This is a genomic window from Citrobacter sp. RHB35-C21, from assembly GCF_013816515.1.
Classification (GTDB): domain Bacteria; phylum Pseudomonadota; class Gammaproteobacteria; order Enterobacterales; family Enterobacteriaceae; genus Citrobacter; species Citrobacter braakii.
The window spans coordinates 5,095,210-5,113,968 of the sequence record NZ_CP057147.1 but is presented as its reverse complement, the minus strand read 5'-3'; the positions used below and the strand labels follow the sequence as shown (position 1 = coordinate 5,113,968).

13 protein-coding genes, 3 tRNA genes and 3 rRNA genes are annotated in these 18,759 nt (G+C 51.8%); 15 read left to right on the top strand and 4 right to left on the bottom strand.

The window, feature by feature from the left end:
- The 5 genes from rbsA (at nucleotide 1) to rbsR (ending at nucleotide 5,459) form a co-directional block, all read left to right on the top strand.
- The gene (gene rbsA, locus HVZ39_RS24695; RefSeq protein WP_181629525.1) at nucleotides 1-1,506 is read left to right on the top strand and encodes a ribose ABC transporter ATP-binding protein RbsA; all 1,506 of its coding nucleotides are present in this window, start codon (nucleotides 1-3) and stop codon (nucleotides 1,504-1,506) included.
- Nucleotides 1,507-1,511: 5 nt separating this feature from the next.
- A complete protein-coding gene (rbsC, locus tag HVZ39_RS24690) occupies nucleotides 1,512-2,477 on the top strand; it encodes a ribose ABC transporter permease (RefSeq protein WP_003023762.1) in 966 nt (321 codons plus the stop codon).
- A gap of 24 nt (nucleotides 2,478-2,501) precedes the next feature.
- Complete coding sequence (gene rbsB / locus HVZ39_RS24685; protein ID WP_003023760.1) at nucleotides 2,502-3,392, top strand: ribose ABC transporter substrate-binding protein RbsB; 891 nt, start codon at nucleotides 2,502-2,504, stop codon at nucleotides 3,390-3,392.
- A 141-nt stretch (nucleotides 3,393-3,533) separates the two neighbouring features.
- Nucleotides 3,534-4,463 (top strand): ribokinase, encoded by a 930-nt coding sequence (rbsK, locus tag HVZ39_RS24680; protein ID WP_016157826.1) that lies wholly within the window; start codon nucleotides 3,534-3,536, stop codon nucleotides 4,461-4,463.
- 3 nt (nucleotides 4,464-4,466) lie between these two features.
- A complete protein-coding gene (gene rbsR / locus HVZ39_RS24675) occupies nucleotides 4,467-5,459 on the top strand; it encodes a ribose operon transcriptional repressor RbsR (RefSeq protein ID WP_094761515.1) in 993 nt (330 codons plus the stop codon).
- Here the strand turns inward: rbsR and mdtD are convergent.
- Nucleotides 5,425-6,852, bottom strand: coding sequence for a multidrug transporter subunit MdtD (gene mdtD / locus HVZ39_RS24670; protein ID WP_181633073.1), 1,428 nt, complete (start codon nucleotides 6,850-6,852; stop codon nucleotides 5,425-5,427). The two genes, rbsR and mdtD, sit on opposite strands and share 35 nt — an antisense overlap.
- A 1-nt stretch (nucleotide 6,853) precedes the next feature.
- Nucleotides 6,854-7,558, bottom strand: coding sequence for a FadR/GntR family transcriptional regulator (locus HVZ39_RS24665; RefSeq protein WP_016157828.1), 705 nt, complete (start codon nucleotides 7,556-7,558; stop codon nucleotides 6,854-6,856).
- A gap of 454 nt (nucleotides 7,559-8,012) precedes the next feature.
- Here HVZ39_RS24665 and HVZ39_RS24660 point away from each other — a divergent pair.
- The 6 genes from HVZ39_RS24660 (at nucleotide 8,013) to HVZ39_RS24635 (ending at nucleotide 13,312) form a co-directional block, all read left to right on the top strand.
- Nucleotides 8,013-9,554, top strand: a 16S ribosomal RNA gene (locus tag HVZ39_RS24660).
- An 85-nt stretch (nucleotides 9,555-9,639) separates the two neighbouring features.
- Nucleotides 9,640-9,715: transfer RNA gene (locus tag HVZ39_RS24655), tRNA-Glu, on the top strand.
- Between the two features lie 220 nt (nucleotides 9,716-9,935).
- Nucleotides 9,936-12,842: ribosomal RNA gene (locus tag HVZ39_RS24650) — 23S ribosomal RNA — on the top strand.
- A gap of 94 nt (nucleotides 12,843-12,936) precedes the next feature.
- Nucleotides 12,937-13,052, top strand: a 5S ribosomal RNA gene (gene rrf / locus HVZ39_RS24645).
- The 16S, 23S and 5S rRNA genes sit together here with 3 tRNA genes alongside, the layout of an rRNA operon.
- A gap of 55 nt (nucleotides 13,053-13,107) precedes the next feature.
- Nucleotides 13,108-13,184: transfer RNA gene (locus HVZ39_RS24640), tRNA-Asp, on the top strand.
- A 52-nt stretch (nucleotides 13,185-13,236) separates the two neighbouring features.
- Nucleotides 13,237-13,312 (top strand) — tRNA-Trp (locus tag HVZ39_RS24635).
- A 100-nt stretch (nucleotides 13,313-13,412) separates the two neighbouring features.
- Here HVZ39_RS24635 and hdfR read toward each other — a convergent pair.
- The gene (hdfR, locus tag HVZ39_RS24630) at nucleotides 13,413-14,258 is read right to left on the bottom strand and encodes an HTH-type transcriptional regulator HdfR (protein ID WP_094761725.1); all 846 of its coding nucleotides are present in this window, start codon (nucleotides 14,256-14,258) and stop codon (nucleotides 13,413-13,415) included.
- Between the two features lie 106 nt (nucleotides 14,259-14,364).
- Between hdfR and maoP the strand changes: the two genes are divergently transcribed.
- On the top strand, nucleotides 14,365-14,703 hold the full coding sequence (maoP, locus tag HVZ39_RS24625; protein WP_003018025.1) for a macrodomain Ori organization protein MaoP: 339 nt from the start codon (nucleotides 14,365-14,367) through the stop codon (nucleotides 14,701-14,703).
- 25 nt (nucleotides 14,704-14,728) lie between these two features.
- Here the strand turns inward: maoP and HVZ39_RS24620 are convergent, their stop codons facing one another.
- A complete protein-coding gene (locus HVZ39_RS24620; RefSeq protein ID WP_181633072.1) occupies nucleotides 14,729-16,249 on the bottom strand; it encodes a YifB family Mg chelatase-like AAA ATPase in 1,521 nt (506 codons plus the stop codon).
- A 353-nt stretch (nucleotides 16,250-16,602) separates the two neighbouring features.
- Between HVZ39_RS24620 and ilvL the strand changes: the two genes are divergently transcribed.
- The 3 genes from ilvL to ilvM all read left to right on the top strand — a co-directional run bounded on the left by ilvL (nucleotide 16,603) and on the right by ilvM (nucleotide 18,747).
- Nucleotides 16,603-16,701, top strand: a complete 99-nt coding sequence (ilvL, locus tag HVZ39_RS24615; protein WP_001311244.1) for an ilv operon leader peptide — start codon at nucleotides 16,603-16,605, stop codon at nucleotides 16,699-16,701.
- 139 nt (nucleotides 16,702-16,840) lie between these two features.
- Complete coding sequence (gene ilvG / locus HVZ39_RS24610; RefSeq protein WP_016157831.1) at nucleotides 16,841-18,487, top strand: acetolactate synthase 2 catalytic subunit; 1,647 nt, start codon at nucleotides 16,841-16,843, stop codon at nucleotides 18,485-18,487.
- Nucleotides 18,484-18,747 carry an acetolactate synthase 2 small subunit gene (gene ilvM, locus HVZ39_RS24605; RefSeq protein WP_003018017.1) on the top strand — a complete coding sequence of 88 codons (264 nt, stop codon included), beginning with the start codon at nucleotides 18,484-18,486 and terminating at the stop codon, nucleotides 18,745-18,747. Before ilvG ends, ilvM begins: the two co-directional genes overlap by 4 nt.
- Nucleotides 18,748-18,759: the final 12 nt, after the last annotated feature.

Below are 18,759 nucleotides of genomic sequence, written 5' to 3'. Positions count from 1 at the left end.
ATGAACGCATTACTGCAACTCAAAGGGATCGATAAAGCGTTCCCGGGCGTAAAAGCGCTATCCGGCGCCGCGCTGAATGTCTACCCAGGCCGCGTAATGGCGCTGGTGGGCGAAAACGGCGCGGGCAAATCCACCATGATGAAAGTGCTGACCGGGATCTATACCCGTGATGCCGGTTCTTTATTGTGGTTGGGAAAAGAGACCACCTTTAACGGCCCTAAATCCTCCCAGGAAGCCGGAATCGGTATCATCCACCAGGAGCTGAATTTGATCCCGCAACTCACTATCGCCGAGAACATTTTTCTTGGCCGTGAGTTCGTTAATCGCTTTGGCAAAATTGACTGGAAGAAGATGTACGCCGAAGCCGATCTGCTGCTTGCCAAACTGAATCTGCGCTTTAAAAGCGACAGACTGGTCGGTGAACTGTCGATTGGCGATCAGCAGATGGTTGAAATTGCCAAAGTGCTGAGCTTTGAATCGAAGGTCATCATTATGGATGAACCGACGGATGCGCTCACCGATACCGAAACCGAATCCCTGTTCCGCGTCATTCGCGAACTGAAATCCCAGGGACGCGGTATTGTCTATATTTCTCACCGCATGAAAGAGATCTTCGAGATTTGTGACGACGTGACCGTTTTTCGCGACGGGCAGTTTATTGCCGAGCGTGAAGTCGCCTCGCTGACCGAAGACTCGCTGATTGAAATGATGGTGGGACGTAAGCTGGAAGATCAATACCCGCGCCTGGAAAAAGCGCCGGGTGATATTCGCCTGAAGGTCGATAACCTGTGCGGCCCTGGCGTAAACGATGTTTCATTCACGCTACGTAAAGGCGAGATCCTTGGCGTATCGGGGCTGATGGGTGCCGGACGTACCGAGCTGATGAAAGTGTTGTACGGCGCATTGCCGCGCATCAGCGGTTACGTCACGCTTGATGGCCATGAAGTGGTCACCCGTTCGCCGCAGGATGGGTTGGCTAACGGCATCGTCTATATTTCTGAAGACCGTAAACGCGATGGTTTAGTGCTGGGCATGTCGGTGAAAGAGAACATGTCACTAACCGCGCTGCGTTATTTCAGTCGCGCTGGTGGAAGCCTTAAACATAAAGACGAGCAGCAGGCGGTAGGTGATTTTATTCGTCTGTTCAATGTTAAAACGCCATCGATGGAACAGGCTATCGGCCTGCTTTCTGGCGGTAATCAGCAGAAAGTGGCGATTGCGCGCGGTCTGATGACCCGACCAAAAGTCCTGATCCTCGATGAACCGACGCGCGGTGTTGACGTTGGGGCTAAGAAAGAAATCTATCAGCTTATCAACCAGTTTAAGGCCGATGGGCTGAGCATCATTCTGGTCTCCTCTGAGATGCCAGAAGTATTGGGCATGAGCGATCGAATTATCGTTATGCATGAAGGGCATCTCGGCGGTGAGTTCACTCGCGAGCAGGCCACTCAGGAAGTATTAATGGCTGCCGCTGTGGGCAAGCTTAATCGCGTGAATCAGGAGTAAAAAAGATGACTACCCAGGCTGTTTCTGGTCGCCGTTATTTCACTAAAGCATGGCTTCTGGAGCAAAAGTCGCTCATCGCTCTGTTAGTGCTGATCGCGATTGTTTCCACCATGAGCCCTAACTTTTTTACCGTTAATAACCTGTTCAACATCCTCCAGCAAACGTCGGTGAACGCCATCATGGCCGTTGGCATGACGCTGGTTATCCTGACGTCGGGGATCGATCTGTCTGTCGGTTCTTTGCTGGCGCTTACCGGTGCGGTTGCGGCTTCCATTGTAGGGATTGAAGTCAATGCGCTGGTGGCTGTCGCTGCGGCTCTGGCGCTTGGTGCTGCTATTGGCGCGGTAACCGGGGTGATTGTCGCGAAAGGCCGGGTACAGGCGTTTATCGCGACCCTGGTGATGATGCTGCTGCTGCGTGGTGTGACCATGGTATACACCAACGGCAGTCCGGTTAATACCGGGTTTACTGACAATGCCGATCTGTTTGGCTGGTTTGGTATTGGTCGTCCGTTAGGCGTCCCTACGCCTGTGTGGATTATGGGGATTGTCTTCCTCGCGGCGTGGTACATGCTGCACCACACTCGTCTGGGTCGTTATATCTATGCGCTGGGCGGTAACGAAGCGGCAACGCGCCTGTCCGGTATCAGCGTAAGTAAAATCAAAATTATCGTTTACTCCCTGTGTGGGCTGCTGGCATCGCTGGCGGGCATCATTGAAGTAGCGCGCCTCTCCTCTGCGCAACCGACGGCAGGTACTGGCTATGAGCTGGATGCTATCGCCGCGGTGGTGTTAGGTGGTACCAGCCTGGCGGGTGGTAAAGGACGTATTGTTGGGACGCTGATCGGCGCATTGATTCTTGGTTTCCTCAATAATGGTTTGAATTTGTTAGGTGTATCCTCCTATTACCAGATGATCGTCAAAGCGGTGGTGATTTTGCTGGCGGTACTGGTAGACAACAAAAAGCAGTAACAACGATTACAGGACATCTTAAATATGAACATGAAAAAACTAGCTACCCTGGTTTCTGCTGTTGCGCTGAGCGCCACCGTGAGCGCGAATGCGATGGCGAAAGATACCATTGCGCTGGTGGTCTCCACCCTCAACAACCCGTTCTTTGTTTCTTTGAAGGACGGGGCGCAAAAAGAGGCTGATAAGCTGGGCTACAACCTGGTGATTCTGGACTCACAGAACAACCCGGCGAAAGAGCTGGCTAACGTTCAGGATTTAACGGTTCGTGGAACTAAAATTCTGTTGATTAACCCGACAGACTCCGATGCTGTTGGTAACGCTGTGAAGATGGCTAACCAGGCGAAAATTCCGGTTATCACCCTTGACCGCGTTGCGTCCAAAGGCGAAGTGGTAAGCCATATTGCATCTGATAACGTGCTGGGCGGTAAGATTGCGGGCGATTACATCGCGAAGAAAGCGGGTGAAGGCGCGAAAGTTATCGAACTGCAGGGTATTGCCGGTACTTCAGCGGCGCGTGAGCGTGGCGAAGGTTTCCAGCAGGCTGTTGCGGCACACAAATTTAACGTACTGGCCAGCCAGCCGGCCGACTTCGACCGCACCAAAGGTCTGAACGTCATGCAGAACCTGCTGACCGCGCATCCTGACGTGCAGGCCGTATTTGCCCAGAACGATGAAATGGCGTTGGGTGCGCTGCGCGCACTGCAAACTGCGGGTAAATCTGATGTGATGGTGGTTGGATTTGACGGTACTCCAGATGGCGAAAAAGCAGTAAATGATGGCAAACTGGCTGCGACCATTGCTCAGCTGCCGGATCAGATCGGCGCGAAAGGCGTTGAGACTGCGGATAAAGTCCTGAAAGGCGAGAAGGTTCAGGCTAAATATCCGGTTGACCTGAAGCTGGTCATCAAGCAGTAATACCGATTCAGGTCGCTCGCGGCCTGATGGAGACATAAAGACGCCATCCCCGTATCGGGTTTTGGGGATGAAAGCGTAAAAAGAAAAGCAGGGCACGCGCCACCCTAATCCGGTGGCGCACTTTGACTTGGAACACCAAATATGAAAACCGCAGGCAACCTCGTTGTTCTTGGCAGTATCAATGCCGATCACATCCTCAACCTTAACTCTTTCCCGACACCTGGTGAAACCGTAACCGGTAACCATTATCAGGTCGCATTTGGTGGTAAAGGCGCGAATCAGGCTGTTGCTGCGGGGCGTAGTGGCGCGAATATCGCATTTATTGCCTGTACGGGTGATGATGATATTGGCGAAAGTGTTCGTAAACAGTTAGCCAAAGATAATATCGATATTGCGCCGATTAGCGTAATTTCGGGGGAATCGACCGGTGTGGCGTTGATTTTTGTGAATGGTGAAGGTGAGAACGTCATCGGCATTCATGCTGGTGCGAACGCGGCACTTTCGCCTGCGCTGGTGGAAGCTCAGCATGAGCGTATTGCTCAGGCGTCTGCCTTACTGATGCAGTTAGAGTCGCCGATCGAAAGCGTACTGGCTGCGGCAAAGATTGCACATCAAAATAAGACCACGGTAGCCCTTAACCCGGCCCCGGCACGTGAGCTTTCTGACGAACTGCTGGCGCTGGTGGATATTATTACCCCGAATGAAACCGAGGCTGAAAAGCTCACGGGGATCCGGGTTGAAAACGATGAAGACGCGGCCAAAGCTGCGCAGGCATTGCACGCGAAGGGGATCCATACTGTACTGATTACCTTAGGCAGTCGCGGGGTGTGGGCTAGCGTAAATGGTGAAGGTCAGCGTGTGCCTGGGTTTAAAGTGGATGCCGTTGATACCATCGCCGCTGGGGATACCTTTAACGGCGCGTTAATTACAGCGTTACTGGAAGAGACTCCGCTGCCTGAAGCGATCCGATTTGCACATGCCGCTGCGGCGATTGCTGTCACCCGTAAGGGCGCACAGCCTTCCGTTCCATGGCGCGAAGAAATAGAAGCGTTTTTAAGTCAACAGAGGTAACGCTTGGCTACAATGAAGGACGTCGCCCGCCTGGCGGGGGTTTCCACGTCGACGGTTTCTCACGTCATTAATAAAGATCGCTTTGTCAGTGAGTCTGTCACTGACAAAGTTGAAGCGGCGATTAAAGAGCTTAACTACGCGCCCTCAGCGCTGGCGCGTAGTCTCAAGTTAAACCAGACCCACACTATTGGCATGTTAATCACTGCCAGTACCAACCCCTTTTATTCCGAGCTGGTGCGCGGCGTTGAACGTAGTTGTTTTGAACGCGGTTACAGCCTGGTGCTGTGCAATACCGAAGGTGATGAACAGCGCATGAACCGTAATCTGGAAACGTTAATGCAAAAACGGGTGGACGGCTTGCTGCTGCTCTGCACGGAAACACATCAACCTTCCAGGGAGATCATGCAACGCTATCCTTCTATACCGACCGTCATGATGGACTGGTCGCCTTTTGATGGTGAAAGCGATCTGATCCAGGATAACTCCCTGTTGGGCGGGGATTTAGCCACTCAACATCTTATCGAAAAAGGTTTTACGCGCATTGCCTGCATCACCGGGCCGCTGGATAAAACCCCGGCGCGTTTACGTCTGGAAGGATATCGGGCGGCAATGAAGCGGGCGGGGCTGCCGGTCCCGGAAGGTTACGAGATTACCGGTGACTTTGAGTTCGGCGGCGGCTTTGAAGCTATGCAAACGTTGCTGTCGCATAAACAGCGACCGCAGGCCGTTTTTACCGGCAATGATGCCATGGCGGTTGGCGCGTATCAGGCTCTGTACCAATCGGGATTGCGCATTCCGCAGGATATGGCGGTGGTGGGTTATGATGATATCGAGCTGGCGCGCTATATGACGCCGCCGCTGACGACCATCCATCAACCAAAAGATGAACTGGGCGAACTGGCCATCGATGTATTAATCCACCGGATGGCGCAGCCCACATTACAGCAACAGCGCCTGCAACTTACTCCTGTTTTGATGGAGCGGGGGTCGGTTTAGGATTATGTCTCTCTTTAATCAGGTTACGTCCATCTTTTGCTTTTAGCAGCATGAACATCAGCGCAGACACTACCGTGATAGCGCCCATCGTCATAAAGGTGTAGTGGAACTGCTCGACCGTATTGGTTCCTTCTATACCTTCATAGATACGCAGAACGGCAGCGCTGATGGCGACCCCTAAACTGATTGATAACTGCTGAGTAACGGCCAGCACACTGTTGCCGCTGCTGGCGTTTTCATCGGTCAGGTCTGCCAGAGTGATGGTATTCATGGAGGTAAACTGGGTGGACATCGCCATACCCAAAATGAACAACGGCAGGATCAACATCCAGACCGGCATGGCGGGAGATTGCAATGCGAACTGCGCAATCATCAGGCCGATAAATACCGTAACACCCACCAGTGTGGTTCTGTAGCCGAGCCGGCGCAGCACCTGCGTCACCATTGATTTCGCCAGTATTGATCCCAGCGCCGTTGGCGCCATCATGCAACCGGCTATCAGCGCCGGGTATCCAAAGCCTACCTGCAACATCAGCGGCATTAAGAAGGGCACGCACCCTGTACCCAGACGAGTGGCAAGGTTTCCGGCGATCCCGACGGAAAAAGTTCGGGTCTTAAATATAGGAAGCGATATTAGCGGCGTTGGGTGACGACGCGCGTGGCGAATGTAGGCGAGCAGTAACAGAATACTGGCAAGAATAATGCTGAGTGCTATCCAGGTCTCGACAAGCTTCTCACCGAACAGCTCTACCCCGCTGGAAAACAACACCAGGCTCAAACCAAACAGAAAGAAACCGGTCATATCAAAACCGCGGCGCGGCGTGGTGAAGTTCGGCATATATTTGCGGGCATAGAAGATACCGGCAACCCCAATTGGAATATTAATCAGGAAGATCCAGTGCCAACTGGCCCACGTGACCAGTACACCGCCCAATACTGGACCTAAAATCGGCCCCACAAGTCCAGGCATGGTTACGAAGTTAAGCACCGGAAGCAGTTCGCTGCGGGGGTAAGCACGTAATAATGCCAGACGGGCAACGGGCATCATCATAGCGCCGCCAATGCCCTGAATGATGCGGAAAATCACCAGTTCGCTTAGGGAGCTGGACAGCGCACAGGCCAGCGAACCCAGCGTAAACAGGCTAACAGCTATCATAAAGACGCGCCGGGTACCGAACCTGTCTGCCAGCCATCCACTCACCGGGATCAGCATCGCGACCGTCAGGGTGTAGCTGATAATGGCCGACTGCATGGCGAGCGGAGAGCGGTTAAGGCTGTGTGCTATTGCGGGTAAGGCGGTATTGAGGATCGTGGCGTCTAGTGCCTGCATAAAAAAGGCCATGGCTGCTATCCACGGTAGCCCGGCCATACTGCGTGATTTCTTTTCTGACATATTATTTATCCGGTAGCACGTTCGGTGCTATCAGCAATGCCTGACAGGCAGCGAAGGCGCGATCGCCATCACTCTCATCTATTGCGTCGACAATGGCCTGGTGTAAATCCAGCTTGACCACGTCGTTATAGGTAATAGAGGTAAAGTAGGTCTGGTAAACGGAATGGAAGAGTGACGCGAAGGAGATAAGGAACGGGTTCGCACTCATTTCATAGATGTGTTCATGCCAGGCGATATCAACCTCAATCCAACGCTCGCGTCTGAAGTTTCTTTTCAGCTCGACCATTTCTTCCATCAGCGTGTTGAGATGCGCTTTCTGTTCTGCCGTACCTATAGTCGCCGCCAGTAAACACGCCTGAGGCTCCAGGCTGATACGCATCACCAGAAAATGTTTAATGACCTGAGAGAAATTATCTTCTGTCATCCACCAGGTGAGCAGCTCCTGGTCGAGGAAGTTCCAGTTTGCCTGCGGCATGACGCGTGTACCAATACGCGGGCGCGGTAATACCATACCTTTTGCCGTTAACGTCTTTACCGCTTCTCTTACCGCGGTACGACTCACGCCAAACTGATCACCCAGCTCTATTTCGCCAGGCAATATAGCGCCCGGTGCGTATTCACCTTTTAATATTCGCTGAGCCAGCTTTTCGGCCAGAACGTAGGACAGGTTTTTCTGTGCGGCTAGCTGTTGGGCATTTAACGGCATGAATGGTTTTCCTTACTTTATTTCTTATTCATTAGTATGCCACCTGGAAGTGTTATTGCGGCTGCAAAAACGGCAATTTGCTTATTTTATGGCATGTTAATGGTGGTTTTGCTGAAAAAACACGCACTCGGAAAGTTATTTTAAATTTCCCCTTGTCAGCCTGAAATAACTCCCTATAATGCGCCTCCACTGACACGGAACAACGGATTACAAACCGCCGGGTCAGCGGAGAAAAGCGAAAATAAACGCTTGACTCTGTAGCGGGATGGCGTAATATGCACACCCCGCGCCGCTGAGAAAAAGCGAAGCGGCACTGCTCTTTAACAATTTATCAGACAATCTGTGTGGGCACTCGAAGATACGGATTCTTAACGTCGCAAGACGAAAAATGAATACCAAGTCTCTGAGTGAACACGTAATTCATTACGAAGTTTAATTCACGAGCATCAAACTTAAATTGAAGAGTTTGATCATGGCTCAGATTGAACGCTGGCGGCAGGCCTAACACATGCAAGTCGAACGGTAGCACAGAGGAGCTTGCTCCTTGGGTGACGAGTGGCGGACGGGTGAGTAATGTCTGGGAAACTGCCCGATGGAGGGGGATAACTACTGGAAACGGTAGCTAATACCGCATAACGTCGCAAGACCAAAGAGGGGGACCTTCGGGCCTCTTGCCATCGGATGTGCCCAGATGGGATTAGCTAGTAGGTGGGGTAACGGCTCACCTAGGCGACGATCCCTAGCTGGTCTGAGAGGATGACCAGCCACACTGGAACTGAGACACGGTCCAGACTCCTACGGGAGGCAGCAGTGGGGAATATTGCACAATGGGCGCAAGCCTGATGCAGCCATGCCGCGTGTATGAAGAAGGCCTTCGGGTTGTAAAGTACTTTCAGCGAGGAGGAAGGTGTTGTGGTTAATAACCGCAGCAATTGACGTTACTCGCAGAAGAAGCACCGGCTAACTCCGTGCCAGCAGCCGCGGTAATACGGAGGGTGCAAGCGTTAATCGGAATTACTGGGCGTAAAGCGCACGCAGGCGGTCTGTCAAGTCGGATGTGAAATCCCCGGGCTCAACCTGGGAACTGCATCCGAAACTGGCAGGCTAGAGTCTTGTAGAGGGGGGTAGAATTCCAGGTGTAGCGGTGAAATGCGTAGAGATCTGGAGGAATACCGGTGGCGAAGGCGGCCCCCTGGACAAAGACTGACGCTCAGGTGCGAAAGCGTGGGGAGCAAACAGGATTAGATACCCTGGTAGTCCACGCCGTAAACGATGTCGACTTGGAGGTTGTGCCCTTGAGGCGTGGCTTCCGGAGCTAACGCGTTAAGTCGACCGCCTGGGGAGTACGGCCGCAAGGTTAAAACTCAAATGAATTGACGGGGGCCCGCACAAGCGGTGGAGCATGTGGTTTAATTCGATGCAACGCGAAGAACCTTACCTACTCTTGACATCCAGAGAAGTTTGCAGAGATGCGAACGTGCCTTCGGGAACTCTGAGACAGGTGCTGCATGGCTGTCGTCAGCTCGTGTTGTGAAATGTTGGGTTAAGTCCCGCAACGAGCGCAACCCTTATCCTTTGTTGCCAGCGGTTCGGCCGGGAACTCAAAGGAGACTGCCAGTGATAAACTGGAGGAAGGTGGGGATGACGTCAAGTCATCATGGCCCTTACGAGTAGGGCTACACACGTGCTACAATGGCATATACAAAGAGAAGCGACCTCGCGAGAGCAAGCGGACCTCATAAAGTATGTCGTAGTCCGGATTGGAGTCTGCAACTCGACTCCATGAAGTCGGAATCGCTAGTAATCGTGGATCAGAATGCCACGGTGAATACGTTCCCGGGCCTTGTACACACCGCCCGTCACACCATGGGAGTGGGTTGCAAAAGAAGTAGGTAGCTTAACCTTCGGGAGGGCGCTTACCACTTTGTGATTCATGACTGGGGTGAAGTCGTAACAAGGTAACCGTAGGGGAACCTGCGGTTGGATCACCTCCTTACCTTAAAGAAACGTTCTTTGTAGTGCTCACACAGATTGTCTGATGAAAAGTAAATAGCAAGGCGTCTTGCGATTGAGACTTCAGTGTCCCCTTCGTCTAGAGGCCCAGGACACCGCCCTTTCACGGCGGTAACAGGGGTTCGAATCCCCTAGGGGACGCCACTTGCTGGTATGTGTGAGTGAAAGTCGCCGACCGAAGTATCTCAAAACAGACTTTCGAGTCTCGTTTGAGATATTTGCTCTTTAAAAATCTGGATCAAGCTGAAAATTGAAACGACACACTGTTTCATTTCTCCGTAAACAAGAAATGAAAAGCGGTGTGTTCGAGTCTCTCAAATTTTCGCAACACTGAAGTGTTTTACGAAACATCTTCGGGTTGTGAGGTTAAGCGACTAAGCGTACACGGTGGATGCCCTGGCAGTCAGAGGCGATGAAGGACGTGCTAATCTGCGATAAGCGTCGGTAAGGTGATATGAACCGTTATAACCGGCGATTTCCGAATGGGGAAACCCAGTGTGATTCGTCACACTATCATTGCGTGAATACATAGCGTAATGAAGCGAACCGGGGGAACTGAAACATCTAAGTACCCCGAGGAAAAGAAATCAACCGAGATTCCCCCAGTAGCGGCGAGCGAACGGGGAGCAGCCCAGAGTCTGAATCAGCATGTGTGGTAGTGGAACGGTCTGGAAAGTCCGACGGTACAGGGTGATAGTCCCGTACACAAAAGTGCATGTGTTGTGAACTCGAAGAGTAGGGCGGGACACGTGGTATCCTGTCTGAATATGGGGGGACCATCCTCCAAGGCTAAATACTCCTGACTGACCGATAGTGAACCAGTACCGTGAGGGAAAGGCGAAAAGAACCCCGGCGAGGGGAGTGAAAAAGAACCTGAAACCGTGTACGTACAAGCAGTGGGAGCCTCTTTATGGGGTGACTGCGTACCTTTTGTATAATGGGTCAGCGACTTATATTCTGTAGCAAGGTTAACCGAATAGGGGAGCCGAAGGGAAACCGAGTCTTAACTGGGCGTTAAGTTGCAGGGTATAGACCCGAAACCCGGTGATCTAGCCATGGGCAGGTTGAAGGTTGGGTAACACTAACTGGAGGACCGAACCGACTAATGTTGAAAAATTAGCGGATGACTTGTGGCTGGGGGTGAAAGGCCAATCAAACCGGGAGATAGCTGGTTCTCCCCGAAAGCTATTTAGGTAGCGCCTCGTGAACTCATCTTCGGGGGTAGAGCACTGTTTCGGCTAGGGGGTCATCCCGACTTACCAACCCGATGCAAACTGCGAATACCGAAGAATGTTATCACGGGAGACACACGGCGGGTGCTAACGTCCGTCGTGAAGAGGGAAACAACCCAGACCGCCAGCTAAGGTCCCAAAGTCATGGTTAAGTGGGAAACGATGTGGGAAGGCACAGACAGCCAGGATGTTGGCTTAGAAGCAGCCATCATTTAAAGAAAGCGTAATAGCTCACTGGTCGAGTCGGCCTGCGCGGAAGATGTAACGGGGCTAAACCATGCACCGAAGCTGCGGCAGCGACACTATGTGTTGTTGGGTAGGGGAGCGTTCTGTAAGCCGTTGAAGGTGTGCTGTGAGGCATGCTGGAGGTATCAGAAGTGCGAATGCTGACATAAGTAACGATAATGCGGGTGAAAAACCCGCACGCCGGAAGACCAAGGGTTCCTGTCCAACGTTAATCGGGGCAGGGTGAGTCGACCCCTAAGGCGAGGCCGAAAGGCGTAGTCGATGGGAAACAGGTTAATATTCCTGTACTTGGTGTTACTGCGAAGGGGGGACGGAGAAGGCTATGTTAGCCGGGCGACGGTTGTCCCGGTTTAAGCATGTAGGCGGAGATTCCAGGTAAATCCGGAGTCTTGTTAACGCTGAGGTGTGATGACGAGGCACTACGGTGCTGAAGTAACAAATGCCCTGCTTCCAGGAAAAGCCTCTAAGCATCAGGTAACACAAAATCGTACCCCAAACCGACACAGGTGGTCAGGTAGAGAATACCAAGGCGCTTGAGAGAACTCGGGTGAAGGAACTAGGCAAAATGGTGCCGTAACTTCGGGAGAAGGCACGCTGATATGTAGGTGAAGTGATTTACTCATGGAGCTGAAATCAGTCGAAGATACCAGCTGGCTGCAACTGTTTATTAAAAACACAGCACTGTGCAAACACGAAAGTGGACGTATACGGTGTGACGCCTGCCCGGTGCCGGAAGGTTAATTGATGGGGTTATCCGTAAGGAGAAGCTCTTGATCGAAGCCCCGGTAAACGGCGGCCGTAACTATAACGGTCCTAAGGTAGCGAAATTCCTTGTCGGGTAAGTTCCGACCTGCACGAATGGCGTAATGATGGCCAGGCTGTCTCCACCCGAGACTCAGTGAAATTGAACTCGCTGTGAAGATGCAGTGTACCCGCGGCAAGACGGAAAGACCCCGTGAACCTTTACTATAGCTTGACACTGAACACTGGTCCTTGATGTGTAGGATAGGTGGGAGGCTTTGAAGTGTGGACGCCAGTCTGCATGGAGCCAACCTTGAAATACCACCCTTTAATGGCTGGTGTTCTAACGTAGACCCGTGATCCGGGTTGCGGACAGTGTCTGGTGGGTAGTTTGACTGGGGCGGTCTCCTCCTAAAGAGTAACGGAGGAGCACGAAGGTTAGCTAATCCTGGTCGGACATCAGGAGGTTAGTGCAAAGGCATAAGCTAGCTTGACTGCGAGAGTGACGGCTCGAGCAGGTGCGAAAGCAGGTCTTAGTGATCCGGTGGTTCTGAATGGAAGGGCCATCGCTCAACGGATAAAAGGTACTCCGGGGATAACAGGCTGATACCGCCCAAGAGTTCATATCGACGGCGGTGTTTGGCACCTCGATGTCGGCTCATCACATCCTGGGGCTGAAGTAGGTCCCAAGGGTATGGCTGTTCGCCATTTAAAGTGGTACGCGAGCTGGGTTTAGAACGTCGTGAGACAGTTCGGTCCCTATCTGCCGTGGGCGCTGGAGAATTGAGGGGGGCTGCTCCTAGTACGAGAGGACCGGAGTGGACGCATCACTGGTGTTCGGGTTGTCATGCCAATGGCATTGCCCGGTAGCTAAATGCGGAAGAGATAAGTGCTGAAAGCATCTAAGCACGAAACTTGCCCCGAGATGAGTTCTCCCTGACCCTTTAAGGGTCCTGAAGGAACGTTGAAGACGACGACGTTGATAGGTCGGGTGTGTAAGCGTAGCGATACGTTGAGCTAACCGATACTAATGAACCGTGAGGCTTAACCTTACAACGCCGAAGGTGTTTTGGCGAAAGAGACATCATTTTCAGTTTGATACAGATTGCATCGACATGCGAAAAGCGTGTTGATAAACAGAATTTGCCTGGCGGCTGTAGCGCGGTGGTCCCACCTGACCCCATGCCGAACTCAGAAGTGAAACGCCGTAGCGCCGATGGTAGTGTGGGGTCTCCCCATGCGAGAGTAGGGAACTGCCAGGCATCAAATTGCAGTAAACCGGGATGAATAATCCGGGTAGTGACAAAGAAATTCGGTGGAGCGGTAGTTCAGTTGGTTAGAATACCTGCCTGTCACGCAGGGGGTCGCGGGTTCGAGTCCCGTCCGTTCCGCCACTTATTAGAAAATTAAGCCTGCTACCAAGCAGGCTTAATGATAAGAAAATTTAGGGGCGTAGCTCAGTTGGTAGAGCACCGGTCTCCAAAACCGGGTGTCGCGAGTTCGAGTCTCTCCGCCCCTGCCAGAAATAATCCTTAGCATTTTTGCTAAGGATTTTTTTTTACCTGCAATTTGAATTGTGCCTTCCTGCTGTTTTACTCCCGGCATCCTTGCCTATATTTTCTTTAATTTTCCAGAATATTTGTTCTCAGCAGATCGCAAATTAGTCCATTTTTATCGCTGTTTTGCAGCCAAACTGCATATAAAGGACGTGAAAGCGTTGTACTGTCGGTAACCGTATGGAGATCGCTTTTGGTTTTGGCCCAGTTGACGGGAAGCCAGCTAAAGCCCTTAATCACTGAAAGTTGCTGCCTGGCCAATTCTGCCGAACTGGTGGTGAGTACCGGCACTTCATCTCCCGCTATTAGTCCCGCTTCGTGTTGTTGAAAATCGGGTCCCCATTCCAGGCGTAAATAATTCAGCTCATCTTTGGTTTGCGACGGAGAGCTGCAATAGAGCGCCAGCGTGAAATATCCCAACAGTTGGCTGCTAAATTCGTCCATTTTGGGTGTTTCGGTAGTAATCAGTAGATCAAGCTGTCGTTCATGAAGCTGTTTTACTAACGATTGGCGTTGAGCGATCCTCGCTTCAAACTGCAGGCTGGATTGTGGCTCCTGAGATTGATACAAACGCTTCAACCAGTCATTAAGCATGCACTCCCAGAGAGATGCGCTGGCACCGATAGAAAACTCGTTATGCCGCGAGGTATTCGCGACTTCCTTACGTGCTGCCTGCCACGTATTCATCAACGTTTCGGCGTAAGGCAATAATTTTTCACCTGCAGCGGTTAAACGGATATTGTTTCTGTGTCGGGTGAACAGGTTTACACCCAATTGATTTTCCAGTTGTCTGATCCGGAAACTAACCGCTGATTGGGTCAGGTAGAGCGCTTCAGCAGCCCTGCCAAAGTGGCGTGTCCGGCTAACTTCCAGGAAAGTTTTTAACAATTCCGTATCCACAACTCGCTCCATAAAATTATTTGTCGTTATGATTTAAATCTTTTGTTTGACGCTCTGTCAAGCGTAACTAATACTCCGCGCCATAAATAGCTCGGCCAAAGAATTAGGAGCGTGCAGGATGGCGGAAAGCTTTACGACGACTAATCGATATTTCGATAATAAATATTATCCCCGCGGATTCTCCCGTCATGGTGATTTCACCATTAAAGAAGCACAACTGCTTGAGCGTCACGGTTATGCTTTCAACGAGCTGGATCTGGGCAAGCGTGAGCCGGTAACTGAAGAAGAAAAACTGTTTGTTGCGGTATGCCGTGGTGAACGTGAGCCGGTTACCGAAGCTGAACGTGTGTGGTCTAAATACATGACGCGTATTAAGCGTCCAAAACGCTTCCACACCTTATCGGGTGGGAAACCTCAGGTGGAAGGCGCAGAAGACTACACCGAATCTGATGATTAATAAAAAAAGGGCGAAAGCCCTTTTTTTATGTCAGTAGTTTCTGCAGATGAATGAGTAACCTGTCTATCGCTCGGTACCCAACGGCCTCCTGTAAATGCTGGCGAGAGATGTGATCACATTGTTCGATATCCGCAATCGTTCGAGCGACCTTAATCAGGCGCAGCCAGGCGCGGATAGACAATCCGAGATGCGCGAGCGTTTCTTCAAGCCACTGTGCATCGTCGCTACGCAGTAGGCAGTATTTATGAATATCCTGACTGTCCAGATGTGCGTTTAACTTATTTTGCCGCTGATACTGACGCTCTCGCGCTGCCATAACACGTTGCTTCACCGTTGCGCTATTTTCCCCTTTCATTGCGCTCTGGCTGAGTATACCGGGCGGCGGTAAGGGAATTTCGAGGGAGAGGTCGAAGCGGTCAAGAAATGGACCTGACAATCGATTTAGGTAGCGCAGCGTCTGTTCTGGGGTACAGCGGTTATGGTTCCCCTGATAATGGCCCGTCGGGCTGGGATTCATCGCAGCTATGAGTTGAAAGCGTGCGGGATAGGTTATTTTTGCTCTGGTGCGGGATAGATGGATCTGCCCGGACTCGATGGGTTCGCGCAGTGCATCCAGCGTGCGCCGCTCAAACTCGGGTAGTTCATCCAGAAACAGTATGCCGTTGTGCGCTAAAGAGATCTCTCCTGGCGCAGGAATAGAGCCTCCACCGACCATGGCGGTTAATGAAGCACTGTGATGTGGCGAGCGAAAAGGGCGTTGCTTCCACTGTTTTTGTATCGTGTCGGAATGGATCAGACTGAGTATCGCGGCACTTTCCAGCGCTTCATCGTTGCTAAGTGGAGGGAGCAGCCCTCTGAGTCGACTGGCTAGCATAGTCTTTCCCGTACCCGGCGGGCCGATGAGCAAGAGATTGTGGCCGCCTGCTGCGGTAAGCTCCAGCCCGCGTTTACCCTGTTCCTGGCCGATAACATCGCTCAGATCATCAGCTAATGCGTTAGGCGTAAAATCTGCGGATGATGGCCTGTCTAAATCATGCTTACCTTCGAGAAATGCGCATACGGTCTGCAGGTGATCGGCGATCAGGCACCCTTCGCCGTGTATCAGTCCAACTTCAGCGGCATTCTCTTTTGCGACAATAATTCGCCTGCCTGCACGAATGGCCTCGGTTGCGCTTGATATCACGCCGGGAACGCCGCGTAGCGCGCCTGTAAGCGCTAATTCACCTACCAGCTCGTAGGTGTCGAGATTGTGGGGTGTAAGCTGCTCAGAAGCGGCCAGAAGCGCAACCGCGATAGGTAAATCATATCGCCCCCCTTCTTTCGGGAGATCGGCCGGAGCGAGGTTTATAGTTATCTTCTTTGCCGGGAATTCATAACCGCTATTAATAATCGCACTGCGTACCCGATCGCGAGCCTCTTTCACCGTCGTTTCGGGCAGCCCCACCATGGTTAAACCAGGCAGACCGTTGCTGATATGTACCTCGATGGTAATGGCTGGCGCATTCACGCCTAGCGCGGCGCGTGTGTGAACAATCGATAGTGACATAATCCCTCCTGATAAAAGTATTATGTCGTAATACATCGCGGCAAGATTTCATATAATTACGGTTTTTAGATGCTGATTCCCGTATTTTTGCGCAACGTATAACTGCTTACATTAAGCCTGGAATGACGCCCGCAAATGCTTTTGAATGGTGTTTGTATTGGGGATCGGGTTACCGATGATCGCCTGAAGCGTGAAATATTTTCATTTTTGATTTTTTTGTATAAAAAACAACGGTATTTATCTAAACCGTTAACGACGTCAGAAAAACGAATAAAAAAATATCTTGTGTCATTTGCAAATTCTATGGTAACTCTTTAGGTATTCCTTCGAACAAGATGCAAGAAAATACAAAAATGACAGCCCTTCTACGAGTGATTAGCCTGGTCGTGATTAGCGTGGTGGTGATTATTATCCCACCGTGCGGGGCTGCACTTGGACGAGGAAAGGCTTAGAAAACAAGCCTTAACGAACTAAGACCCCCGCACCGAAAGGTCCGGGGGTTTTTTTTGACCTTAAAAACATACTCGAGGAGCAGAAAGTGAACGGTAGCATAAAATTCTGTTTCTCAAGATTTACGGCGGGGATGTAACTATGAATGGGGCACAGTGGGTGGTACATGCGTTGCGTGCACAAGGGGTTCAAACCGTCTTTGGTTATCCTGGCGGCGCAATTATGCCGGTTTACGATGCGTTGTATGACGGCGGCGTAGAGCACCTGTTGTGCCGACACGAGCAGGGTGCGGCAATGGCGGCGATTGGCTATGCCCGTGCGACCGGTAAAACCGGCGTTTGTATCGCTACCTCCGGCCCTGGCGCAACCAACCTGATCACGGGCCTTGCCGATGCGCTGTTAGATTCTGTTCCAGTGGTGGCGATCACCGGTCAGGTGGCATCACCTTTCATCGGAACGGATGCGTTCCAGGAAGTGGACGTGCTGGGGATGTCTCTGTCCTGCACCAAACACAGCTTCCTGGTACAGTCACTCGAAGAACTGCCGCGTATCATGGCTGAGGCTTTCGCCGTGGCGAATTCCGGTCGTCCGGGTCCGGTTCTGGTTGATATCCCGAAAGACATCCAATTAGCCAGCGGTACGCTGGAGCCATATTTTACGACCGTCGAAAACGTAGAGACGTTTCCGCACGCTGACGTTGAGCAGGCACGTAAAATGCTGGCGCAGGCGCAAAAGCCCATCCTGTACGTAGGTGGTGGCGTAGGTATGGCGCAGGCGGTCCCGGCCCTGCGTGAATTTATCGCGATAACCCAAATGCCGGTCGCCTGCACGCTGAAAGGTCTGGGCGCAGTAGATGCTGACTACCCGTACTATTTGGGGATGTTGGGAATGCACGGTACTAAAGCCGCGAATTTCGCGGTGCAAGAGTGCGATTTACTGATTGCGGTTGGCGCACGTTTTGATGACCGGGTGACTGGCAAGCTGAATACCTTCGCACCGAACGCCAGCGTAATCCACATGGATATCGACCCAGCGGAAATGAACAAACTGCGCCAGGCACACGTGGCGCTGCAGGGGGATTTAAATTCTCTTCTGCCAGCATTACAGCAATTGATGAAGATTGACGAATGGCGTCAGCACAGCGCTGAACTGCGCGCAGAACATACCTGGCGCTACGACCATCCGGGGGAAGCTATCTATGCGCCACTGTTGTTAAAGCAGTTATCCGATCGCAAACCTGCGGATAGCGTAGTGACAACGGATGTTGGCCAGCATCAGATGTGGTCGGCACAGCATATGACCTACACTCGCCCTGAAAACTTCATCACGTCGAGCGGTCTGGGGACGATGGGCTTTGGCCTGCCAGCAGCGGTTGGCGCGCAGGTTGCTCGCCCGAATGATACGGTAATCTGTATCTCCGGTGACGGTTCCTTCATGATGAATGTACAGGAATTGGGCACCGTAAAACGCAAGCAGTTGCCGCTGAAGATAGTTTTACTCGACAACCAGCGGTTAGGCATGGTGCGACAATGGCAGCAGCTGTTTTTCCAGGAACGTTATAGCGAAACCACCCTTACCGATAACCCCGATTTCCTCATGTTGGCCAGAGCCTTCGGCATTCCTGGTCAACACATCACCCGTAAAGACCAGGTTGAAGCGGCACTCGACACCATGCTGAACAGCGAGGGGCCATACTTGCTTCATGTCTCAATCGACGAACTTGAGAATGTCTGGCCTCTGGTGCCACCTGGCGCCAGTAACTCAGAAATGCTGGAGAAATTATCATGATGCAACATCAGGTCGCCGTTGAGGCTCGTTTCAATCCGGAAACGTTAGAACGTGTTTTACGCGTGGTACGCCATCGTGGTTTTCAGGTGTGCTCCATGAATATGGAAGCCGCCAGCGATGCGCAGAATATAAATATCGAATTGACCGTTGCCAGCCCCCGGTCGGTCGACTTACTGTTTAGTCAGTTAAGTAAACTGGTAGATGTTGCACATGTTGCTATCTGCCAGAGCACAACCACATCACAACAAATCCGCGCCTGAGCGCAAAAGGAA